Origin of the sequence: Synechococcus sp. CBW1002, from assembly GCF_015840915.1 — a bacterium.
Lineage (GTDB): Bacteria > Cyanobacteriota > Cyanobacteriia > PCC-6307 > Cyanobiaceae > CBW1002.
In genome coordinates this window covers 1230435-1252123 of the sequence record NZ_CP060398.1, presented here as the reverse complement: position 1 = coordinate 1252123, position 21689 = coordinate 1230435, and the positions used below count along the sequence as shown (strand labels likewise).

Sequence of the window (21689 nt, the reverse complement as noted above, 5' to 3'; positions counted from 1 at the left end):
TGCCGTTGCTCTCTAGCCCCAGCACCAGACCGTGGGCCAGAGCGGAGCGATCCACCAGGCTGAGGGTGGTATTGCCTCACCGCCATGGCCCGTGCGAGCGAGCGCCTGGCCGCCAATGCCGGCGGCCCCTTCTACGTGGATGCCAGCTGCATCGACTGCGGCACCTGCTGGCAGTTCGATCCGGCCCACTTCGCCCCCACCGGCAGCACGTCGCACGTGTGGGCCCAGCCCCAGGGCGATGCCGAGACCCGCGCCGCCCTGCTGGCGCTGCAGGCCTGCCCGGTGGCCGCGATCGGCACCAGCCGGAACCTGCTGGCGCTCACACCAGCCGATGGCTTCCCATCGCTGGTGGTGAGCCTGCCGCAGGGGGAGGTGCACTACTGCGGCTGGGCCTCGCGCCAGAGCTTCGGGGCGAGCAGCTGGCTGATCACCCGGCGACGCCCCGATGGCAGCTCAGACAACGTGCTGATCGATTCACCGCGCTGGAGCGCAGCGCTGGCCCGCCGGATCGAGGCCCTGGGCGGCGTCAGCCGCATCCTGCTCAGCCACCGCGACGATGTGGCCGATCACCAGGCCTGGGCGAAGCGGTTCGGCGCTGAACGCTGGATCCACAGCGCTGATGCGGAGGCCGCGCCGCAGGCTGAGCACCACTGGGAAGGCTCGGAACCGATCCGGCTCGATGCCGACCTGCTGGTGCTGCCGGTACCGGGGCACACCGCCGGCTCGGTGGCCGTGCTGTTCGCCGAGCAGGTGCTGTTCAGCGGCGACCACCTCTGGTGGGGCGTGCATCCGCCGGGGGTGGTGGCGTCCCAGCGCTATTGCTGGTGGAACTGGCCGGAGCAGCTGCGTTCGGTGGAGCGGTTGCTGGATCTGGACGTGCGCTGGCTTCTCCCCGGCCACGGCCGTTGGCACACCTTCGCGCCGGGCGAATGGCGCCGGGACCTGGAGGCAACGCTGGCGCGAGGGCGGCAGGGACTGGGCGGGGAACCCTGAAGGTGGTTCCGCACCGCAGACATGACTCCTCATCAAGGCCCAAGGCTGATGGATCGTTACCGGGAGGAGCTACAGGTGCGGCACTACGCGCGCCGCACGATCAGCACCTATTCCCAATGGGTGAAACGATTTCTGCACTTTCACGGGATGCGCCATCCGCGTGAGATGGGCGAGCAGGAGATCAATGCGTTCCTTTCGCATCTGGCCACGGTGGGCCAGGTGAGTTCCTCCACGCAGAACCAGGCACTGTCGGCCTTGCTGTTCCTCTACAGGCATGTGCTGGGCGGTGATGTGGGCAACCTGGAGGGAGTGGTCCGTGCCAGGCAGCCCAAGCGGCTACCGGTGGTGTTCACGGTGGCGGAGACGAAGGCTGTGCTGCAACAACTCGAGGGCACCGAACAACTCGTGGCGCAGATGCTGTATGGCGGCGGCCTGAGGCTCATGGAAGCCCTGCGGCTCCGGGTCCAGGACGTGGACTTCGAGGCCAGGCACGTGACCGTTCGCAGCGGCAAAGGGGACAAGGACCGGATCACCGTGCTTCCAACCAGCCTCGCGGAGCCATTGCAGGCGCATCTAAAGGCGGTGCGACAGATTCACTGTGCAGACCTGGAAGCAGGTTGGGGGAGAGTCTTGCTGCCAATGGCACTGGGAAGGAAATACCCGAATGCTGCTTTGGAATGTTGGTGGCAATGGGTCTTTCCACAGGCCCACCGCTGGCGTGACGCAAAGACGAGAGTGGAAGGCCGGCACCACATCGACCCATCCGTGATCCAGAAGGCCGTGAAGCGGGCGATCCTGCGTGCCGGCATCAGCAAGGCGGCCAGCTGCCACACCTTTCGCCACTCGTTTGCGACTCATCTACTGGAGCGCGGCCAGGATATCCGCACGATCCAGGAATTGCTTGGGCACAGCGACGTGAAGACCACGATGATCTATACACATGTACTGAATCGAGGCCCTTGCGGGGTAATGAGCCCCGTCGACCTTTTGTAGCGGCCCAAACATTTGGTTCTCGGACCCACCCAAGTTCCCGTCAGCGATAGAGCAATGCCAGAAAGGGCCTTATGCTGGAACGCATTTCAGCCATCGCCTTGGGAGACTTAGGGCTCTTATGCAGCCGCAGGCACTGAGCAGGGAGGGGATATCGGACCCGCCTAAATACAGATAAGATCGTGGCTGCGCACGATCTATCCATAATCGTTGAACTAAGCCGCTTCGCGGCAGATTACAAGAATAATCATAGTCAACTTTTGTCGATTCAAGGCTCTGCGCCCGGTGACTTTCAGGGAAGGTGTCACTCCTTGGCTGCCATTTAGACGGCCTCGGTTAAGGGTAGCGCGAGGATCGGATCGGGTTCCTCTGGTGGCTTGTTGATCCACACTTCTTCGGGTTGACGCCAGCAGCGGGTGCTTCGGCTCCAGCGTCTTGGATGGGCCTGACGGGCCTTCTCGTAGACATTGGCTCGCTGCTGGCAAATTACCTTCGCGGCACCGCTGTGACGCTGGTGAGGCGTCACGAATTTGATGCCGCTGTGGCGGTGTTGATGGTTGTACCAGTCGACAAACGCCGACACCCACTCACACGCCTCTTCTTTGCTGGTAAACGGCCGACTGGGGTAGTCGGGCCGGTACTTGAACGTGCGGAACAAGGCTTCCGAGAAGGGATTGTCATTCGAAACCCTGGGCCGAGAGAACGACCGCAGGACACCCAACTCCTCCAGCCGCGCCTCGAGTGTGGCGGCGCGCATGGCATTGCCGTTGTCGGCATGGAGGATCAGCGGCAGGGGGGTGGACTGGTTGGCGCCACATCCCCTTGGGCGGCGGTAACGCTCCTTGAGACAGGCTCGCTGCACCAGATCCGCCGCGATCTCAGCCGATTCCACCTCAGCCATATCCCAGGCCACCACCTTGCGGCTCCAGACGTCGACCACTAGTGTGCCGTCCCGGAGATTTGCGAACAAAGTCGCTGGAGCTTCTCCAGGATTGAGTCCGCCGTCGCGGTCCAGTTGAACGGGGCTCTGGTCTTGTTGTAGGCCGCCACGAATTGCTCGATCTTGGAGATCAACTCCTTGACGCTGGAGAAGCTGCCGCGTCGGATCGCCCGCTGGGTGATGATCCCAAACCAACGCTCCACCTGGTTGATCCAGGAGGCGTAGGTCGGTGTGTAGTGCACGTGGAAGCGGGGCCGCTGCGCCAGCCAGGCCCTCACCTTGGCGTGCTTGTGGGTGCAGTAGTTGTCGACGATCAAGTGGACATCAAGCTCCTCGGGGACCGACTTCTCGATCTGGCGCAGGAACCCCAGGAACTCCTGATGCCTATGGCGGGGCTTGCATTGGGTGATCACCTCGCCTGTTGCCACATCCAGAGCAGCGAACAGCGTGGTGGTGCCGTGGCGGATGTAGTCGTGGGTGACGCCCTCCACGTAACCCAGGCCCATGGGCAACAGCGGCTGGGTGCGGTCCAGTGCCTGGATCTGCGTCTTCTCGTCGACGCAGAGCACCATCGCCTTATCCGGAGGGTTCAGGTACAGGCCGACGATGTCGCGGACCTTCTCCACAAAGAACGGGTCGGTGGAGAGCTTGAACGACTTCTGCCGGTGGGGCTGGACCGAGAAAGTCTGCAGCCAGCGGTGAACGGTGGTTTTGGAGATGCCGGTGGCAGCCGCGAGGGAGCGCGCAGACCACTGGGTGCTGCCATCGGTGGGCTTGGTCTGCAGTGCCCGGTTGATCACCTCCGCCACCGTGTCGTCCTCGTAGGTGCGAGGCCTACCCGGCCGCAGCTCGTCATGCAGGCCCTCCAGGCCCAGCTCCCGGTACCGCTTGCGCCACTTGCCAACGGTCATCCCCGTCAGCCCCATCCGTTTGGCGATGGCGGTGTTGGTCTCGCCGGCACCGCAGGCCAGCACGATCTGAGCGCGCTGCACGATCGAATGCGGCAACGACCGGGAATTTGCAAGGGCCCGCAACTGCTGAACCTCGTCCTCGCTGAGGACCAGCGGAGGCATCGGACGACCAAGCGCCACAAGGCACCTCGGGTGACACTCTCGATTCTAGCTGTTATTTCCGGGACGGCATACTAGGAGTTTGTTGCCAATAGAGCAGCGAGCCCCTGGTCACGACGAATCCCGGTGAGGTGAGCTCTGAGGTCTACCTCTCCCGCTGAGCTGGTTCATTGGGGCGAGGTTGACTCAGCCCTGGCGGCATTGCCAGGGTCTCTACCCCTCATCCCGTCGCTGCTGCCCAGAGCTGCTGCTGTGATCGCCTGTACCGGAACAACTTGAGCAGGTTGTGGGTGGCAGCGATCAGATGCCATTCACCATCGACCTTCTCCAGGCCCCGCAAGAGAAACCGCCGCAGGCCCCGGCCTTCCTTGATCTGGCCGTTCACCGGCTCCACGATCGCTTTGCGCTGGGCGTAGATCCTGGATCCCTTCTTGCTTCTGATCTTGCGGGCCATGCGGGTTCTGGCGTCGGCATCTCTGGGCAGCGGTCCTCGCTGTGGCGGTGGCGGCTTCCCATGCGGCAGACGGCCGGTGGCGATGTAGGCGTCAATGCCAAGGTCCTCACAGTGACCTGCGTTGTCGTCGCTCCAGTAGCCCGCATCCATCGTCATCACGTCCGGCAGTTCACCGGCGCTGGCGGCGATCCGCTCCAGCATGGGCTCCAGGTGCTCCACGTCCGGTGGCTGGTTGCTGACGCCCACCGCCACGATCACCTGGTGGTCACTGTCGACCGCCAGCTGGCAGTTGTAGCCCTGCAGGTAGGTGCCGCCGGACTGCATGAGGTGGCTGTCGGAATCTGTGAAATTCCGTTGGGTCTTGGCCGTCGGTGTGCCGTCAGCCTTTCTCGCCAGACCACGCCTGGGCATCGCGTCAGAGGCGAGTGGCTCCAGATCTGGTGGCTCGAGGCCAGCGCTCTCGGCGGCCTCGATGGCTTTGTCCCCCGCCGCTGCTGCCTTTGCCGCTGCGGCTTCCGCTTTCCTGTTCAGCTCGGCCTGCTCAGGGGCCGATCCATCCGATTCCTCGGCTGCGGTCGCTTTGGCTCTGGCCTTCTCGGCTTCCTCCTGCCGCTGCCGCGCTGCAGCTGCAGCGGTTTCCGCCTCCATCTCCTTGCGGGCCTGACGGATTTTTGCGAGGCGGCCCTGCTTGTGGCGCAGCTCATCGGGAAGTTCACTGCCCAGGTTTCCTTTGCCGTAGCGCCGGTCTTCCTGGGCATCCAGGATCTCGGCCTTGCGGATCAAGGCGTTGATTTCCTTCTGGAGCTCCTTCTCCGCCCTGAGCATCCGCTCGTGGCTCATCGCCTTGTGCTTGGAGGCATTGGCCTGCACCTTGGTGCCATCGAGGGCCACATGGCCCAGGCTCACCATCCCCGCCTTCTGGCACAGGCGCAGGATCTGAATAAACAGGCCCTTGAGGGCATCAAGGTTGCGCCGGCGGAACTCGCTGATTCGGCTGTGGTCCGGCTGCTGGTTGCCGGTCAGCACGCGGAATGCCAGATCCTCGTAGCAGGCCCGCTCGATCTTCCTGGAGGAGACGATGCCCACGCAGTAGGCGTAAAGCAGCAGCATCGTCATCATGCGTGGATCGAATCCCTTCTCTCCGCGGGGGTCCTTGGCCTGAGCGGGTACGAGGATCGCGGAGAGATCCAGCTCATCCACCAGGTCCAGCAGGAAATACACCTGGTGGTCTTCTGAGAGCCACTCACGCGGTGACGGCGGCAGCAGGGTGGCCTGCTGCGGCTGCCAGGGGCGAAAGGTCTTGCGCTTCTGCATGCCCGAGTGTATCGCCCAGATCCATTGCAGTCACTGGGATCTGGGCAGATTGATGGGCGGCTGTGGAGAGACTGGGTGCTGATCTATGCGCGACAGGCTCCTAGGTAGAGGTAAAGCCACACACCCCGGACTGTGGTCGGCAGATAGGTGATGTCCCAGCTCCAAACCCGGTTTGGGCCATCCGCCCTGAGGCGCGGCACGGAGCGCGGTTCCTGCGGCAACCGGGCCCGCCCACGTCGGTGACACTGCCCTGCCTGGTGCAACACCCGGTAGAAACTGCTCTCGGAGGCAATATAGAGGCCCTGATCCGCCAGCGCTGGCACGATCTGCCCGGGCGGAAGCGAGGCGTACTCCGGTTGGTTGCACGTCAGCAGGATCCGCTGGCGCTCCTCCTCCGTCAGCCGGTGAACGACCAGGCGAGGACTTCCTTTACGGCGGTCCTCGCCGTCCCCATCACCCAGAAAGGCCTTCCGCCATCGTTTGAGGGTACGCAGGCAGATGCCGATCTCACCGCATGCGCTCACCAGGCCGGCTCCAGCCGCATGCGCCTCGCCGATCAGCTCGATCACCTTCCGCCGGTGCGCGGCGCTGGTCAACCTTCCGCGTCCTCCGAGCAGAAGGCATCCCACTTTTTTCGCAGCACCAGCAAGGCCGCCGCCTCCGCCAGGGCCTTCTCCTTGCGCTGCAGCTCCTTCTTGAGTGCTTTGATCTCTCGCTGGTCCTGGGCACGGAGCCTTTCGAGCTCCTTTTGCTCGGCCATCGTCAGCACCGGCTTGGCGTTGGCATCCTGAGCGGTCTGACGCCAGCGGCTCACCTGCTCAGGAAAGAGCCCCCGCTCGCGGCAATAGGCACTGAGCTCGGGACCTATCAGGGAAGTTGTCCGCTCGGGGTGCTGAGCTGAGCACCGAACTTGAGTGTACTGCGGGTTGAGGTTCAGGGTCGCCGTGGCCGGGGTGTCGTTGTCATCGATGGCTGTCTTTGGTCGGGGTTGGGGCGTCCGGCCCCTGTTCGCGGCTGTGTCCGATGGCGCCCACCGAGGGGCGCCATCGGACAGCCACGGGGGCCTGGATTGTTGAGGGTCAAGTAGCGATAGGTTGCTGCGGACGGGGATGGTTGATGCTCACAACCTGTGGCTGGCTCCAGTCACGGATGTGACGACTCCAGCGCTGCGGATTCTTCTGCCGAGCTTCTTCGTAGGTCTTCTGCCGGATGGCACAGATCCCATCGGCCTGGCCGTAGTGCCGCTGATTGGGCGTCACGTACTTGATGCCGCTGTGCCGGTGCTCAGCGTTGTACCACTCGACAAAGCCATCCACCCAGGCTTTTACCGAGAGCAGTTCCCGGAAGCGCCGTAGCGGATAACTCTGGTGGTACTTCATGGTACGGAACCATGATTCAGCGTAGGCGTTGTCGTTGCTGACGCGCGGCCTGGAGAACGAGAGCGAAACACCCAGCTCCGCCATCTTGGCCGCCAAGGCGAATGAGCGCATGGGGGCGCCATTGTCCGAGTGCAGGACCGCAGCAGTCTCCTTGTTGATTCCTTCATCGCGGCAAACGCGATCAAAGAATGCGCTGGCGAGCACGCTGCATTCGCGCTCATGCACTTCCACTCCAAGGATGCGGCGGCTCCACACATCCATCACCATGTAGAGGTAGTAGAATTGACCCTTGACATGGCCGGGCAACAGGGTGATATCCCAGGCCAGCACTTGGTAAACTCCTGTTGCCTCCAGCACCGGGACTGGTCTTGGCTCGCGGGGAGAGCGGGCCCTGCCACGATGATTCAGCAGGCCTTCCTGCCGCATGATGCGATAGATCGTCGACTCTGAACCCACATACATTCTCTCCTCAGCAAGAATGGCCACGATCTGAGCAGGCGCAAGATCGGCAAAGCGCGGATCATTGACGGAGTCAATCACCCGCTGCCGCTCTTTTGCCGTGAATCTGTGAGCCACTTCACGTGGGGCACCCTTGCGGTGGTCCACACTGAATCCCTGGCCGCTGATATCAAGCCCCCAGCGCCGCAGAGTGCGTGAACAGATGCCGATCAGATCAGCAACAGCCTTGATGGAAGCTCCTGCATTGAGGCCTTCATGGAGAAAGTCCATGGCTTTATTTCTCTGCTCTGACGGAATCAGGACTCCTCTTCTTGCAGCCAAAGCTGATCGAGCTTTTTTGACAGCATCAGCAATGTTGCCGCCTCCGAAAGAGCTTTTTCCTTCTTCTGCAACTCACGTTCAAGGCGCCGGATCTGGCGTGCCTGCTCCTGGTTTTTGCGCTGTAGATCCCTGTGGTCGGTCATGGTCGGCGCGCTGGGGCCATTGGCATCCTCAGCGGCCTGGCGCCATCGGGCAAGCTGTTTGGGGTAGAGGCCCCGCTCACGGCAGTAAGCGCCGAGATCGGGGCCGCTGAGGCCTGCGGCCTGGATCACGGCGGCCAGTTTGTCGGATGCGCCCCACTGCTCCGGCGGCTTGCTGGTGGCCGGCACCAGCTGGCCCTCTTTCTGCCACTGACTGCGCCAGTTGTAGAGGGTCTGGGTAGTGATGCCGGTGGAGCGAGCGATCTCGGCCACGCTCTCTCGGTTGGGCGGGCTCATGCGATTGCGGATCTCAGCCCGCACGGCCTGGTCATAAATCGGTTTCATGGTCCTCGGTTTGGCCCCCTAGTGGATGGGTCAGACCGAGCGGACTTCTTTCCTGACGCAGGGGGGCTCAGTGGCGTTCAACCCGGCCGTCTCCAGCACCACCGTGAACTTGTCGGCAGCACTCCAGCCATCTGGTTCCTTCTGAGATGCCGGCACCACCTCTCCCTGCAACCGCCACGTCTTCCTCCATTTGTAGAGGGTGATCACGTGGATGCCCAGCTCTTCTGAAATCCGGGCCACGCTCTGCCTGTGCGGCGGGCTCATCCGCCTTCTCACATCAGCCTTGACGGCCTCGCTGTAACGACGCATTGGTCATGTCCTCAAGCCCCCGGATGTAGGGACTCCTGAAAAATCCAGATCCATTGCGCCGCAGCTGGTCTCAAGCATGAGAATCCGCTAAAGTAGCCGTGAATCAGGCAATCCGTGATTGCCTTTACTCCTGATCGCTCCATATGTACCGGAGGCACAATAACGGTCAGATCTCAATCAAGGAGTTCCACCTGCCATTTGGCGGCACACTTGATCCCGAGAATCGCTGGGTTCAACTGGAGGGGCTGATCCCATGGGATGAGCTGGAAGAAACCTATGCCCCTCAATTCAGCGCCACAATTGGCGCTCCAGCCAAATCAGTGAGAATGGCCTTTGGTGCTCTCTACATCAAACAGAAGTTAGGGCTCACCGACGAAGAGACAGTCCATCAGATCAGAGAGAACGCCTATATTCAGTTCTTTCTTGGCTTTGCGGGCTACACATCCAAGGCACCGTTTGATGCCTCGATGATGGTGCACTTTCGCAAGCGTTTTTCTGACGAGGATCTGCGCCGTATCAACGAGCTGGTGGTGCAGCGCGGCAAAGAGATCCTTCTGGAAGCACTTGCTCAGGCAGCAGACGATGACGACCATGATGATCGTGATTCCAGTGGAGGAGGCGCTCAGCTAGAACTTGATGCGTTGATCAAGCCTGCTGACTGGCCAGAAGGAAAGAATTGGGGCACTCTCACGATTGATGCCAGTTGCACTCCAGCCGACATCACCTATCCCAGAGACCTCAAGCTCCTCAACGAGGCTCGCACAACGACCGAGCGAGTCATTGATGATCTGTGCAGTCAGTCATCGGGATTCAGGAGACATCGACCTCGCTACGACCGTGGCCTTGCTCGTGCTCATTTCCTGAGAGTGGCGAAGCAAAAACGACCACGTCGCCGCAAAGTGAAGGCTGCCATTAAACATCAGCTTGGCTATGTGCGGCAGAATCTCAAGGCCATTGATGCTCTGATCGGCTGCGGGGCAAGGCTTTCCGAGCTTAAGAGGCATTGGTGGCAGAAGTTGTTGGCCTGCAGCGAGTTGGAGCGGCAACAGGGCCTTCTGCTCGCCTCTCAGACCAACAGCATTCCAGACCGCCTGGTGAATCTTGTGCAGACCCATATCCGCCCAATGGTGCGAGGCAAAGCACGTGCTGCGGTGGAGTTTGGAGCCAAAATCAGTGTTTCGGTTCAAAACGGCTTTCCGTTCTTGCACCGCATAAGCTGGAACCCCTACAACGAAGGAGAAGACCTTATCGCTCAGGCGGAAAAATACAAGCTGGATACAGGATCTTACCCAGAGCGAATCTGCGCCGACCGGATTTATATCACGGCCAAGAATAGGCATTTCTGCACGAGGAACGGTATTCGCCTCTCCGGCAAGCGATTGGGTCGCCCGCCCAAGGATCCTGATGTCACCACTGCACACAAGCACCAGCTCCGATCTGATCAAGCTCGACGCAATGAAGTGGAAGGCGTCTTTGGCTCTGGAAAGCGCAAGTATTCCCTGGATCTGATCATGGCTCGTCTACCAGCTGGTGCCGAATCCTCCATCTCGATGGCCTTTGTCGTGATGTGCGCGGAAAAGGTCTTGAGGCTGCTGCGCCTCTTTTTTGTCCTTCTTTTTGGGTGGATCTACAGCTTTTTTATGGCCTGGTCAGCGATCAGAGCGCCTGAGGGCATCTGCAAGCCAGGCTTTTGAGATCTGGCCGACTTGATGTCACCGCGCTTGCCAGCCTGATTAACGCGAAGCAAACGGACGAATCCGGCGCCGATGGGCCGAGAATCTTTTTCAGGAGTCCCGATGTACGGATGAGAGGGGTGACATCTTTCCTGAAACCGGGGGCCTTGCGGGGATGACACAGGGTGATGCTCAGGGCGAGAGCTGAGCAGTCCCCGCTGGGTTGCGGCTGGCGACTGATTCCGGGAAGCCACTGAGGGATGCGCATCTACTGATGCGCTGATTCCCTTCATCTTCCCAACGGGAAGCCAGCTCAATGAATAGTACCGAACAGGAGCGCTTTGATCGCCTCTTTGACGCTAACGTAAAAGCGATGAGGCTGCACGGCTTACGCAGCAAGACGATTGACAGCTACAGCCGAACGTTGCGTCGTGTGGCTGGCCACTTCGACCGTTGCCCCGATGATCTCAGCCCTGATGACTTGAAAGGGTACTTCGCTGCCTTGTTGGAGCAGTATTCGTGGAGCACGATCAAGGTTGATCTCTGCAGTCTGCAGTTCTTCCACCGCTATGTTCTTGATCGCGAGATGGAATGGATCAAGATCATCCGCCCGCCACGTGTGCGCAGTCTGCCTGATGTTCCCACCCGCGAGGAAGTGCATCGGCTGATCAACACGGTGCGCAAGTTGCGCTACCGGATATTTCTGCTGGTGGTCTACAGCCTTGGCCTGCGAATCGGCGAGGGCCTGGCGCTGGAGGTGGCGGACATTGATGGCAGCCAGCGGCGCGTGCACATCCGCGATGGCAAGGGCGGCAAGGATCGCTACGTGCCGATACCGGTGCTGACGCTGCAGGCCATGCGTCGCTTCTGGACGACCCACCGCCATCCGCGGCTGCTCTTTCCCAGTCCGGCCGGCAGCCAGATCATCGTGCGGATCACCAGTGCACCGATGGATGCCAGCGGCGTGCAGGCAGCTCTCAGAGCAGCCCGCCTGGAGTGTGGGATCGAGAAGCGGCTCACGGTGCACTCACTACGCCATGCCTATGCCACCCACCTGCTGGAGCAGGGGATGGACCTGCGCCTGATCCAGTCCCTGCTCGGCCACAGCCATAGCAACACCACGGCCCGCTACGCCCACATCACCCAGGTGGTGCGCGATCACACCGGTGATCGCATTGAAACACTGCTGAATGGCTTCCAGCTGCGCTGGGCGGAGGAGTCATGATGCTTCTCTCTCACTTGGTGGAGCGCTACCAGGGAGACCTGGAGCGTCTTCATGGCCCTCAGCTACTGCCGAGTCATCGCCAGGCCCTGCAGGCGATGCGACGCTGCCGCCGTCAAGGCAGCGACCTGATGGTGCTGCAATGTTCCAATTGTGAGCACAGTGTCAAGATCCCCCATTCCTGCGGCCATCGCAGTTGCCCCCATTGCCAGCATCATGAAAGCCAGCAGTGGATTGAACGACAACGAGCCAAGCTGCTGCCGGTGGAGTATTTCCTGATCACCTTCACGGTACCGGCTGAGCTGAGGCCGGTGTTCTGGCAGCATCAAAGAGCAACCTATGATCTGCTGCTGAGAACGTGCTGGCAAACGATCGATTCCTTTGCTCGCCGTGATCCAAAGCTCAGGGGAAAGATCGGAGCGCACGCAGTGCTGCACACGCACAACCGCCGGCTTGACTACCATCCCCACGTGCATCTGATTGTGCCTGCAGGTGCGATTCATGAGCAAAGAAGGGAATGGCGCAGCAAGGCCAAGGGCTATCTGTTTCCTGAGGCCAGCCTTGCCAGGGTATTCCGTGCGAAATGGTTTGAGGGGATGCGGCAGTTGGGCCTGCAGGTGAAAAGCACGATCCCACGAGAGTGGGTGGTGCACTGCAAATCAGTAGGCCGTGGCGAGAAGGCACTGATTTATCTTGGCCGCTACCTGTACCGTGGTGTGCTGCCGGAGAAGAACATTCTCTCTGACGAGGATGGAATGGTGACATTCCGCACCAAGGACAATGCGGGAAAGGAAATCATCCAGACCATCTCAGGTGGTGACTTCCTCTGGTTGCTGCTGCGGCATGTACTACCAAGGCGGTTTCGGCGTGTACGTGATTTTGGCCTGCGGCATGCCAACGGCAAGCGCCTCATCCAGTTGGTGCAACTCCTGCTGAGGGTCGTGTTGCCCGATCGCACTGAGCCGAGCCACAAGCCAGCGGTGCTGTGTCCCCAGTGCGGCGGCGTGATGGAAGTCCTCGCTGTTCGTGTGCGAGGCATGAGACCACTGCTCAGCTAAACGCTCAAGGAAGGAGCGCAAGATAAGCCTGCCCATAGCCCTGCTTGCCCCATCCAGGCTGGTTCAGAAGGAGAGAACTGGCCTGGAGGCTGGACTGCGCCCCTAAGCTGAGCAGGAACCAGTCATCACAGCTCTGGTTCAGGCAGGACAGGTGTTTCTACCCATGGCAGAAGATAAAGCCAGTGTGGAAAACGGCCAGATGTTTCTGCAGTAAGCCCCTGGGCCCCAGAACTGCAGGCTTGTTCAACTTCGGTTGGCCGGTCCCAGTGAAGAGCTACCGACAGGCTGTGGCGGGGCTATCGTGAGTGGACGCAGGTGACTCCCATGGCAAAGCAGTTCGATGTGGTGGTTGAGAGAGACTCAGAGGGCTTTTATGTTGCGAGCGTGCCCGCTCTAGCCGGGTGCCACACACAGGCTAAGTCTCTTGATGAGTTGATGGGCCGGATCAGAGAAGCTATTGAGCTCTGCCTAGAGGTTCAGGACGGAATAGTTGAACAACTTGACTTCGTTGGTGTTCAGCGAGTGACCGTCTAGACGTGTCAACTTACTCCGCCGTCACAGGCAAGGCGCTCATCCTGGCCCTTCGAAGGATTGGCTTTGAAGTTCTGCGAATAAAGGGAAGTCATCATTTTCTGCGACATCCCGACGGGCGAACGACTGTAGTCCCTGTTCATTCTGGTGAAACGCTGGGACCTGGGTTGCTTTCCAAAATCCTTCGTGATACTGAGCAAACCAGAGATGAACTAGAGGAGCTGCTTTCTTGAGCGAAGAGGCCGGCCAACCAGCCCCTCGAGTGGACAGGCCTCCGCAAACTATCTTCTTCGACACCGCAGGCTCCCAGCCTGCCACTCAGGGGCAGCGTTAGACAGAGCAGGGGGATGCGCGGAAGTCGCCACCGTGGCCACAATGTGAGCACGTGTGCTGGGTGTAGTCGTGGTGCGAGCGAAGCTGGTCAAAATCGGCAACTCGAGAGGGATCCGCCTCGCCAAGCCACTGCTTGAGGTTGCGGGGCTCGCTGACGAAGTCGAGATCGAAGCGGCTCCAGGGGTTCTGACCATCAGGCCATCCGCTCATCCGAGGGCTGGCTGGGCAGAGGCGGCATCGTCTTTGGAGCCAGAGGGACCTCTGGATGAAATGAGCGCCACCCAGTTTGATGACGAAGAGTGGTCATGGTGACTGAAGAACACGTCTCAAGAGGCGATATCTTCCTTGTCGCGTTGAATCCCACGCGAGGATCTGAAATCAGGAAGACGAGGCCTTGTGCCGTAGTGTCGCCGGACGAGCTTAATGCTCACCTTCGCACTTTCATTGTTGCGCCGCTCACAACTGGCGGCCATCCATACCCATTTCGTGTGCGTTGCAGGTTTGATGGCAAGGACGGCCATGTTGTGGCTGATCAGCTGAGAGCTGTAGACAGAGACCGTCTAGTCAAGCGGTTGGGGAGTCTGTCGGAGACTACGCTGAATGAACTGCTGAGTGTTCTTCAGGCGATGTTCGCTGTGTAGATGCCTGGCTAACACAGCCATGCACCTGACCCGCCACCTTCAATTTCCCACTTGATTACCCATAAGCCTCCGCAAGCCTGAGATCCCGCTCCGTGCAAGGCATGCAGCAGCAGACTGCATTGGCGATGCGCTCGGTCATCTCAGCCATGGCAAAGCGCCGATTGAAGCGGAAGCAGAAGCCGCCCAGGTAGCGCTTGGCGTACTTGTCAAAGTTGAAGGCATGGAAGGTGCCGTTGAAGCTGGTCTTTAGGTTGCCCAGCAGGGTGTTGATCCAGCGGAACTGCGGCAGGTCGTTGGGGTGCTGGCCGGTGGTGACATTCGCCTTGTGGTGGCAGTTGGCCGTGGTCACGGCGCGGAAGCAGGCCAGGCCATCGGAGAGTACATCGCTACCGGGAGTCAGATTATTCAAGGACCAGTTAGCGATCGCCTCTGAACTGAAGCTATTCACCGGCGCGATCTTTGCGTGGATCGGATGGCCGGACTCGTTCAACGAGACGGCTGCCACGATCGGAATCTTGTTTTCTGATCCGCGACCCACCTTGCCGCCAGTGCGTTCTCCGCCGAGGTAGGCATCATCTATCTGAATCTTTCCCCGCAGCAGATACTCCTCCTCCCGTTCGCTCATCGCCCGCAGGATCTTGTTGTGAAGCAGCCAGGCGGTGTCGTAGTTGACGCCCAGGTGACGACTCAATTCCAGCGAGGAGATCCCGTTCTTGGCCTGGCCGATCAGATAAAAGGCCAGGAACCAGTTTGTCAGAGGGAGCTTGGTGGCCTGCAGGATCGTGCCGGCCGTGAGTGTTGTCTGATGGCTGCAGTTGCGGCATTGGTAGCGCTTGAGTCGTCGGCCGTAAACCAGGCCATGCTCATGCCCATTGCAGCGAGGGCACCGGAACCCATCCGGCCAGCGAGCCTTCTCCAGAGCAGCCTCACATTGCTCCTCTGTGCCGTAGAGCCGCTGGAACTCAGGCAGAGACAGGCCCTTCTGGAACTGGATGCCGTTGCGCGCCATGGCCAGAACAGTATCTGTGTACCACTCTAGTCGGGACAAATGGCCTGCACGGAGCGAGCTGGGTAATCAAGATTTCCCAAAGCCCAACGAGATCCCGAACCAGAAGCTTTCTGCGGGCCGGTGATGGCCAGCGTTATGCCTCCTGCGCCAAGGCATCATCAAGGCAACTCACTGGAAGAAGACCTATAGTCATCGAAAGCTTAGGCGAGGACTGGCAGTGCAAGGCGAAGATGTCAGCCCTCCCATTGACCCACCCGTCACTAATACCCCTCAGCCGAAGAACTCAAGCAATCCATCACAGCCTTCTCAGGCAGAGAAAGCAGCAAAGCCTCTCTCTACGAGCAAGAAAGCCAAGGCAGCCAAGCAGGCAGCAATACTGGACGCGCTTCTATTCGTAGACACAAACGTATTGCTTGATTTCTATCGGATTAGAAACAGTGATATCAGTATTGAATACCTGAAGCAGCTTGAGGCATGCAAAAATCGCCTAATCATCACTTCTCAAGTTGAAATGGAATACAAGAAGCACAGGCAAGAGGCCATCATTGAGTCGCTTAACAGTTTTGGCTCACCGGATTGGAACAAACTTAGCGGGCCAGCCATTGTTGCCGGCCTTCAGGCAATGAAGATGATTAGAAAGCAGAAGGAAGAAATAACAAAGCAGCAAAAAGGGTTAACGAGAAAATCCAGAAGATACTAGAGAATCCAACGAATAACGATCCTGTATATCAGTGCTTGCAACGCCTATTCAGGCATAAATCGAACTACAACCTGCGGTGACTTTCAGGGAAGGTGTCACTCCTTGGCTGCCATTTAGACGGCCTCGGTTAAGGGTAGCGCGAGGATCGGATCGGGTTCCTCTGGTGGCTTGCCCCCGGTTTCAGGAAAGATGTCACCCCTCTCATCCGTACATCCGGGGGCTTGAGGACATGACCAATGCGTCGTTACAGCGAGGCCGTCAAGGCTGATGTGAGAAGGCGGATGAGCCCGCCGCACAGGCAGAGCGTGGCCCGGATTTCAGAAGAGCTGGGCATCCACGTGATCACCCTCTACAAATGGAGGAAGACGTGGCGGTTGCAGGGAGAGGTGGTGCCGGCATCTCAGAAGGAACCAGATGGCTGGAGTGCTGCCGACAAGTTCACGGTGGTGCTGGAGACGGCCGGGTTGAACGCCACTGAGCTCAGTGCCTATTGCCGCGAGCGGGGGCTCTTTCCTGAGCAGGTGAGCCGCTGGCGTCAGACCGCTCAGGATGCCAACGCCAAGCCGGTGCTGACGATGGCCGAGCAAAAGGAGCTCGAAAGGCTCCGTGCCCAGGACCAGCGAGAGATCAAAGCACTCAAGAAGGAGCTGCAGCGCAAGGAGAAGGCCCTGGCGGAGGCGGCGGCCTTGCTGGTGCTGCGAAAAAAGTGGGATGCCTTCTGCTCGGAGGACGCGGAAGGTTGACCAGCGCCGCGCACCGGCGGAAGGTGATCGAGCTGATCGGCGAGGCGCATGCGGCTGGAGCCGGCCTGGTGAGCGCATGCGGTGAGATCGGCATCTGCCTGCGTACCCTCAAACGATGGCGGAAGGCCTTTCTGGGTGATGGGGACGGCGAGGACCGCCGTAAAGGAAGTCCTCGCCTGGTCGTTCACCGGCTGACGGAGGAGGAGCGCCAGCGGATCCTGCTGACGTGCAACCAACCGGAGTACGCCTCGCTTCCGCCCGGGCAGATCGTGCCAGCGCTGGCGGATCAGGGCCTCTATATCGCCTCCGAGAGCAGTTTCTACCGGGTGTTGCACCAGGCAGGGCAGTGTCACCGACGTGGGCGGGCCCGGTTGCCGCAGGAACCGCGCTCCGTGCCGCGCCTCAGGGCGGATGGCCCAAACCGGGTTTGGAGCTGGGACATCACCTATCTGCCGACCACAGTCCGGGGTGTGTGGCTTTACCTCTACCTAGTGGTCGACGTCTGGAGCCGCAAGGTGGTGGCCTGGGATATGGCTGAGGTGGAATCGGCTGAGATCGCGGCGGATCTGGTGCAGCGAGCCTGTCTCAAGGAGCGTTACCGCCGCCCAAGGGGATGTGGCGCCAACCAGTCCACCCCCCTGCCGCTGATCCTCCATGCCGACAACGGCAATGCCATGCGCGCCGCCACACTCGAGGCGCGGCTGGAGGAGTTGGGTGTCCTGCGGTCGTTCTCTCGGCCCAGGGTTTCGAATGACAATCCCTTCTCGGAAGCCTTGTTCCGCACGTTCAAGTACCGGCCCGACTACCCCAGTCGGCCGTTTACCAGCAAAGAAGAGGCGTGTGAGTGGGTGTCGGCGTTTGTCGACTGGTACAACCATCAACACCGCCACAGCGGCATCAAATTCGTGACGCCTCACCAGCGTCACAGCGGTGCCGCGAAGGTAATTTGCCAGCAGCGAGCCAATGTCTACGAGAAGGCCCGTCAGGCCCATCCAAGACGCTGGAGCCGAAGCACCCGCTGCTGGCGTCAACCCGAAGAAGTGTGGATCAACAAGCCACCAGAGGAACCCGATCCGATCCTCGCGCTACCCTTAACCGGGACCTATCAGGGAAGTTGTCCGCTCGGGGTGCTGAGCTGAGCACCGAACTTGAGTGTACTGCGGGTTGAGGTTCAGGGTCGCCGTGGCCGGGGTGTCGTTGTCATCGATGGCTGTCTTTGGTCGGGGTTGGGGCGTCCGGCCCCTGTTCGCGGCTGTGTCCGATGGCGCCCACCGAGGGGCGCCATCGGACAGCCACGGGGGCCTGGATTGTTGAGGGTCAAGTAGCGATAGGTTGCTGCGGACGGGGATGGTTGATGCTCACAACCTGTGGCTGGCTCCAGTCACGGATGTGACGACTCCAGCGCTGCGGATTCTTCTGCCGAGCTTCTTCGTAGGTCTTCTGCCGGATGGCACAGATCCCATCGGCCTGGCCGTAGTGCCGCTGATTGGGCGTCACGTACTTGATGCCGCTGTGCCGGTGCTCAGCGTTGTACCACTCGACAAAGCCATCCACCCAGGCTTTTACCGAGAGCAGTTCCCGGAAGCGCCGTAGCGGATAACTCTGGTGGTACTTCATGGTACGGAACCATGATTCAGCGTAGGCGTTGTCGTTGCTGACGCGCGGCCTGGAGAACGAGAGCGAAACACCCAGCTCCGCCATCTTGGCCGCCAAGGCGAATGAGCGCATGGGGGCGCCATTGTCCGAGTGCAGGACCGCAGCAGTCTCCTTGTTGATTCCTTCATCGCGGCAAACGCGATCAAAGAATGCGCTGGCGAGCACGCTGCATTCGCGCTCATGCACTTCCACTCCAAGGATGCGGCGGCTCCACACATCCATCACCATGTAGAGGTAGTAGAATTGACCCTTGACATGGCCGGGCAACAGGGTGATATCCCAGGCCAGCACTTGGTAAACTCCTGTTGCCTCCAGCACCGGGACTGGTCTTGGCTCGCGGGGAGAGCGGGCCCTGCCACGATGATTCAGCAGGCCTTCCTGCCGCATGATGCGATAGATCGTCGACTCTGAACCCACATACATTCTCTCCTCAGCAAGAATGGCCACGATCTGAGCAGGCGCAAGATCGGCAAAGCGCGGATCATTGACGGAGTCAATCACCCGCTGCCGCTCTTTTGCCGTGAATCTGTGAGCCACTTCACGTGGGGCACCCTTGCGGTGGTCCACACTGAATCCCTGGCCGCTGATATCAAGCCCCCAGCGCCGCAGAGTGCGTGAACAGATGCCGATCAGATCAGCAACAGCCTTGATGGAAGCTCCTGCATTGAGGCCTTCATGGAGAAAGTCCATGGCTTTATTTCTCTGCTCTGACGGAATCAGGACTCCTCTTCTTGCAGCCAAAGCTGATCGAGCTTTTTTGACAGCATCAGCAATGTTGCCGCCTCCGAAAGAGCTTTTTCCTTCTTCTGCAACTCACGTTCAAGGCGCCGGATCTGGCGTGCCTGCTCCTGGTTTTTGCGCTGTAGATCCCTGTGGTCGGTCATGGTCGGCGCGCTGGGGCCATTGGCATCCTCAGCGGCCTGGCGCCATCGGGCAAGCTGTTTGGGGTAGAGGCCCCGCTCACGGCAGTAAGCGCCGAGATCGGGGCCGCTGAGGCCTGCGGCCTGGATCACGGCGGCCAGTTTGTCGGATGCGCCCCACTGCTCCGGCGGCTTGCTGGTGGCCGGCACCAGCTGGCCCTCTTTCTGCCACTGACTGCGCCAGTTGTAGAGGGTCTGGGTAGTGATGCCGGTGGAGCGAGCGATCTCGGCCACGCTCTCTCGGTTGGGCGGGCTCATGCGATTGCGGATCTCAGCCCGCACGGCCTGGTCATAAATCGGTTTCATGGTCCTCGGTTTGGCCCCCTAGGAGTTTGCGGAAAAACCGCCTGAGAAGCAGCGTTTTTCCCTCCTGAGAGCTGGTGCAGCTCATTTCGGTCTGGTTTTCAGAGTTTCAGCGGCTCAGAGCTCCCCTTTTGGTGTGTTTTGCCCCTTTGGGGCTCCCTGATCACTGCCGTCTGGGCACACTTCTGGGCAACCACCTGTTCACGCCGCCGCCATCGCCGGTTTGAGCAGGTTGCCCAGGCGGATCAGGTTGTAGGCGATCACATTCAGGCCGAACACCGCACTCACCTTCTCGGTGCCGCGCAGCTTGAACTGGCGCAGACCTCCCCACTGTTTGATCCAGCCAAACACCTTCTCGATGCCGCGGCGGGCATGGATCGACTTGGCGTAGCCCACGTGGCGGGTGGTGCGGCCATCGATGGCGGAACCACCAGATCGGGCGGTGTTCTGCACCACGTGCGGCGTCACGCCGATGCGGCGCATCTCGGCGACAAAGCCCCTGGTGTCGTAGTGCTTGTCGGCACCGATGGTTTTCTGGTGGGCACCGGGACGATCCGCGGCCATGGCTTTGGCGGCATCCCGCTCCCCGGTGCCCGTGGCTTGCGTGACCTTGCAATCGACGATCAGGGCATGGCGGTTGTCCATGAGCACATGACCCCGGTAGCTCGGTTGAGCCGGGTGGGCGTTGGATTTCCGGGCCAGCAAGGCGTCGGGATCACTGCCGGAGCGGTGGGTCTTGTTGCTGAGCTTGATGCCTCGGAAATCCCCTTTCGCTCGCTTCTTGCCGGGCTTTGGAGCGCCAAAACCCTCGCCAGGGCCTGACGGCGGTGGCGGCGGATCGTCCTGCCCATCGATCCGCTCCAGTGAGGCATGGGAGGCCCAGGCCTGCAGCAAGGTGCCATCGACGGAGAAGTGCTCGTCACTGAGCAGCGGCTTGACCTCCGGAGCACCCATCAGCTTCTCCAGGAACTTCCCCATCACCTGCTCGTTCAGCAGCCGCTCCCGGTTTTTTGTGAATGTGGTGGGATGCCAGATCGGATCATCTGGGCTCAGCCCCACAAACCAGCGGAACAGCAGGTTGTAGTGGAGCTGCTCGAGCAGCAACCGCTCCGAGCGGATGCCGTAGAACGCCTGCAGCAACGAGGCCAGCAGCAGTTGCTCCGGCGGCACTGATGGCCGGCCTTCTGCGGCGTACAGATCACAGAAGGTGGGATTGAGGCGATCGAGGGCCTGATCGGCCAGCTTGCGGATCCGCCGCAGCGGATGGCCGGCCGGGATCCGATCCTCAATCGACACGTAGGAGAACAGGGAGCCGCTGCGCTCCCGTTGACCTCGCATCTGGGCTGGACAGCTGGCCCATTCTCGCAGAGATGGCCGGGTTTTTCAGCAAACTCCTAGTGGATGGGTCAGACCGAGCGGACTTCTTTCCTGACGCAGGGGGAACCGAGGCCGTCTAAATGGCAGCCAAGGAGTGACACCTTCCCTGAAAGTTACCGCTTGTTGATCCACACTTCTTCGGGTTGACGCCAGCAGCGGGTGCTTCGGCTCCAGCGTCTTGGATGGGCCTGACGGGCCTTCTCGTAGACATTGGCTCGCTGCTGGCAAATTACCTTCGCGGCACCGCTGTGACGCTGGTGAGGCGTCACGAATTTGATGCCGCTGTGGCGGTGTTGATGGTTGTACCAGTCGACAAACGCCGACACCCACTCACACGCCTCTTCTTTGCTGGTAAACGGCCGACTGGGGTAGTCGGGCCGGTACTTGAACGTGCGGAACAAGGCTTCCGAGAAGGGATTGTCATTCGAAACCCTGGGCCGAGAGAACGACCGCAGGACACCCAACTCCTCCAGCCGCGCCTCGAGTGTGGCGGCGCGCATGGCATTGCCGTTGTCGGCATGGAGGATCAGCGGCAGGGGGGTGGACTGGTTGGCGCCTGTCCCGTGTCAATCAGGTTGATGGCTTGTGCCAATCAGGTTGACCGGTGAGCCGGTTGAATTTTGCTGCGGCACCAGGCCTGAAATCCTGATGGGGCCTCGATCGTGCCCATGGCTGTCGTGGCGCGTCAATCAAGTTGTGGTTCTGGCCTCAATCTCATGGCGAGAGGGCCAGTTTTCGTGTCGCCGCCTTGGTTTTGCCGGGCTGGGCCGGTGTTGCCGTTGATCGTGGCGGCCATGACGTCCGCGTCA

22 protein-coding genes and 1 pseudogene are annotated in these 21689 nt (G+C 60.6%); 10 read left to right on the top strand and 13 right to left on the bottom strand.

All coding sequences use genetic code 11. The features are described from left to right. Window positions 1-84 precede the first annotated feature (84 nt). Both H8F24_RS05985 and H8F24_RS05980 read left to right on the top strand, forming a co-directional pair. Complete coding sequence (locus tag H8F24_RS05985) at window positions 85-993, top strand: MBL fold metallo-hydrolase (protein WP_197171398.1); 909 nt, start codon at window positions 85-87, stop codon at window positions 991-993. Between the two features lie 48 nt (window positions 994-1041). Next, window positions 1042-1986, top strand: a complete 945-nt coding sequence (locus H8F24_RS05980; protein WP_231598140.1) for an integron integrase — start codon at window positions 1042-1044, stop codon at window positions 1984-1986. Between the two features lie 319 nt (window positions 1987-2305). On the opposite strand, the gene H8F24_RS05975 is transcribed toward H8F24_RS05980, so the two are convergent. The 8 genes from H8F24_RS05975 to H8F24_RS05945 all read right to left on the bottom strand — a co-directional run bounded on the left by H8F24_RS05975 (window position 2306) and on the right by H8F24_RS05945 (window position 8669). Further along, window positions 2306-2953 carry an integrase core domain-containing protein gene (locus H8F24_RS05975; protein ID WP_231598139.1) on the bottom strand — a complete coding sequence of 216 codons (648 nt, stop codon included), beginning with the start codon at window positions 2951-2953 and terminating at the stop codon, window positions 2306-2308. Further along, a complete protein-coding gene (locus H8F24_RS05970; RefSeq protein ID WP_197171394.1) occupies window positions 2923-4014 on the bottom strand; it encodes an IS630 family transposase in 1092 nt (363 codons plus the stop codon). The genes H8F24_RS05975 and H8F24_RS05970 overlap by 31 nt, the downstream gene beginning before the upstream one ends. A 199-nt stretch (window positions 4015-4213) precedes the next feature. Continuing rightward, complete coding sequence (locus H8F24_RS05965; protein WP_197169597.1) at window positions 4214-5761, bottom strand: IS1182 family transposase; 1548 nt, start codon at window positions 5759-5761, stop codon at window positions 4214-4216. A gap of 83 nt (window positions 5762-5844) precedes the next feature. Next, on the bottom strand, window positions 5845-6357 hold the full coding sequence (locus tag H8F24_RS05960) for a helix-turn-helix domain-containing protein (protein WP_197171392.1): 513 nt from the start codon (window positions 6355-6357) through the stop codon (window positions 5845-5847). Continuing rightward, a complete protein-coding gene (locus H8F24_RS05955) occupies window positions 6354-6575 on the bottom strand; it encodes a hypothetical protein (protein ID WP_197171390.1) in 222 nt (73 codons plus the stop codon). Before H8F24_RS05955 ends, H8F24_RS05960 begins: the two co-directional genes overlap by 4 nt. A gap of 265 nt (window positions 6576-6840) precedes the next feature. Beyond that, on the bottom strand, window positions 6841-7920 hold the full coding sequence (locus H8F24_RS05950) for an IS3 family transposase (protein WP_231597923.1): 1080 nt from the start codon (window positions 7918-7920) through the stop codon (window positions 6841-6843). After that, entirely contained in the window at window positions 7896-8405 is a 510-nt protein-coding gene (locus H8F24_RS19255; protein ID WP_197170293.1) for a transposase, read from the bottom strand. Before H8F24_RS19255 ends, H8F24_RS05950 begins: the two co-directional genes overlap by 25 nt. A gap of 30 nt (window positions 8406-8435) precedes the next feature. Further along, window positions 8436-8669 (bottom strand): helix-turn-helix domain-containing protein, encoded by a 234-nt coding sequence (locus H8F24_RS05945; protein WP_231598138.1) that lies wholly within the window; start codon window positions 8667-8669, stop codon window positions 8436-8438. A gap of 188 nt (window positions 8670-8857) precedes the next feature. On the opposite strand from H8F24_RS05945, the gene H8F24_RS05940 reads away from it, so the two are divergent. From H8F24_RS05940 to H8F24_RS05915, 6 genes are all read left to right on the top strand, one after another. Then, complete coding sequence (locus H8F24_RS05940; protein ID WP_197170724.1) at window positions 8858-10408, top strand: IS5 family transposase; 1551 nt, start codon at window positions 8858-8860, stop codon at window positions 10406-10408. Window positions 10409-10760: 352 nt separating this feature from the next. Further along, window positions 10761-11612, top strand: coding sequence for a site-specific integrase (locus H8F24_RS05935; protein WP_231598137.1), 852 nt, complete (start codon window positions 10761-10763; stop codon window positions 11610-11612). After that, window positions 11612-12667, top strand: a complete 1056-nt coding sequence (locus tag H8F24_RS05930; RefSeq protein WP_231598136.1) for a transposase — start codon at window positions 11612-11614, stop codon at window positions 12665-12667. The genes H8F24_RS05935 and H8F24_RS05930 overlap by 1 nt, the downstream gene beginning before the upstream one ends. Window positions 12668-12991: 324 nt before the next feature. Continuing rightward, complete coding sequence (locus tag H8F24_RS05925; protein ID WP_197171384.1) at window positions 12992-13201, top strand: type II toxin-antitoxin system HicB family antitoxin; 210 nt, start codon at window positions 12992-12994, stop codon at window positions 13199-13201. Between the two features lie 2 nt (window positions 13202-13203). Then, window positions 13204-13431, top strand: a complete 228-nt coding sequence (locus H8F24_RS05920; RefSeq protein WP_197171382.1) for a type II toxin-antitoxin system HicA family toxin — start codon at window positions 13204-13206, stop codon at window positions 13429-13431. A gap of 405 nt (window positions 13432-13836) precedes the next feature. Beyond that, entirely contained in the window at window positions 13837-14172 is a 336-nt protein-coding gene (locus tag H8F24_RS05915) for a type II toxin-antitoxin system PemK/MazF family toxin (RefSeq protein ID WP_197171362.1), read from the top strand. Window positions 14173-14227: 55 nt separating this feature from the next. Here H8F24_RS05915 and H8F24_RS05910 read toward each other — a convergent pair whose 3' ends face one another. Next, the gene (locus tag H8F24_RS05910; protein ID WP_197171380.1) at window positions 14228-15181 is read right to left on the bottom strand and encodes an IS1595 family transposase; all 954 of its coding nucleotides are present in this window, start codon (window positions 15179-15181) and stop codon (window positions 14228-14230) included. A 217-nt stretch (window positions 15182-15398) separates the two neighbouring features. Here H8F24_RS05910 and H8F24_RS05905 point away from each other — a divergent pair, with 217 nt between their 5' ends. Continuing rightward, window positions 15399-15881: a PIN domain-containing protein gene (locus H8F24_RS05905; protein ID WP_197171378.1), complete on the top strand. Its 483-nt coding sequence runs from the start codon at window positions 15399-15401 to the stop codon at window positions 15879-15881. 236 nt (window positions 15882-16117) lie between these two features. Continuing rightward, window positions 16118-17763: pseudogene (locus H8F24_RS05900) on the top strand (IS3 family transposase). Between the two features lie 178 nt (window positions 17764-17941). Here H8F24_RS05900 and H8F24_RS05895 read toward each other — a convergent pair. From H8F24_RS05895 to H8F24_RS05885, 4 genes are all read right to left on the bottom strand, one after another. Then, a complete protein-coding gene (locus tag H8F24_RS05895) occupies window positions 17942-19021 on the bottom strand; it encodes an IS3 family transposase (protein ID WP_231597923.1) in 1080 nt (359 codons plus the stop codon). Beyond that, window positions 18997-19506 (bottom strand): transposase, encoded by a 510-nt coding sequence (locus H8F24_RS19250; protein ID WP_197170293.1) that lies wholly within the window; start codon window positions 19504-19506, stop codon window positions 18997-18999. The genes H8F24_RS05895 and H8F24_RS19250 overlap by 25 nt, the downstream gene beginning before the upstream one ends. A 198-nt stretch (window positions 19507-19704) precedes the next feature. Then, window positions 19705-20841: an IS5 family transposase gene (locus H8F24_RS05890; protein ID WP_197169629.1), complete on the bottom strand. Its 1137-nt coding sequence runs from the start codon at window positions 20839-20841 to the stop codon at window positions 19705-19707. A gap of 152 nt (window positions 20842-20993) precedes the next feature. After that, window positions 20994-21380 carry an integrase core domain-containing protein gene (locus H8F24_RS05885; RefSeq protein WP_370594800.1) on the bottom strand — a complete coding sequence of 129 codons (387 nt, stop codon included), beginning with the start codon at window positions 21378-21380 and terminating at the stop codon, window positions 20994-20996. Window positions 21381-21689 lie beyond the last annotated feature (309 nt).

Coding starts and splice junctions, on each gene's coding strand:
- H8F24_RS05985 (WP_197171398.1), top strand. CDS start 85: ATGGCCCGTGCGAGCGAGCGCCTGGCCGCCAATGCCGGCGGCCCCTTC.
- H8F24_RS05980 (WP_231598140.1), top strand. CDS start 1,042: ATGGATCGTTACCGGGAGGAGCTACAGGTGCGGCACTACGCGCGCCGC.
- H8F24_RS05965 (WP_197169597.1), bottom strand. CDS start 5,761: ATGCAGAAGCGCAAGACCTTTCGCCCCTGGCAGCCGCAGCAGGCCACC.
- H8F24_RS19255 (WP_197170293.1), bottom strand. CDS start 8,405: ATGAAACCGATTTATGACCAGGCCGTGCGGGCTGAGATCCGCAATCGC.
- H8F24_RS05945 (WP_231598138.1), bottom strand. CDS start 8,669: ATGAGCCCGCCGCACAGGCAGAGCGTGGCCCGGATTTCAGAAGAGCTG.
- H8F24_RS05940 (WP_197170724.1), top strand. CDS start 8,858: ATGTACCGGAGGCACAATAACGGTCAGATCTCAATCAAGGAGTTCCAC.
- H8F24_RS05935 (WP_231598137.1), top strand. CDS start 10,761: ATGAGGCTGCACGGCTTACGCAGCAAGACGATTGACAGCTACAGCCGA.
- H8F24_RS05930 (WP_231598136.1), top strand. CDS start 11,612: ATGCTTCTCTCTCACTTGGTGGAGCGCTACCAGGGAGACCTGGAGCGT.
- H8F24_RS05925 (WP_197171384.1), top strand. CDS start 12,992: ATGGCAAAGCAGTTCGATGTGGTGGTTGAGAGAGACTCAGAGGGCTTT.
- H8F24_RS05915 (WP_197171362.1), top strand. CDS start 13,837: ATGGTGACTGAAGAACACGTCTCAAGAGGCGATATCTTCCTTGTCGCG.
- H8F24_RS05910 (WP_197171380.1), bottom strand. CDS start 15,181: ATGGCGCGCAACGGCATCCAGTTCCAGAAGGGCCTGTCTCTGCCTGAG.
- H8F24_RS19250 (WP_197170293.1), bottom strand. CDS start 19,506: ATGAAACCGATTTATGACCAGGCCGTGCGGGCTGAGATCCGCAATCGC.
- H8F24_RS05890 (WP_197169629.1), bottom strand. CDS start 20,841: ATGCGAGGTCAACGGGAGCGCAGCGGCTCCCTGTTCTCCTACGTGTCG.
- H8F24_RS05885 (WP_370594800.1), bottom strand. CDS start 21,380: ATGCGCGCCGCCACACTCGAGGCGCGGCTGGAGGAGTTGGGTGTCCTG.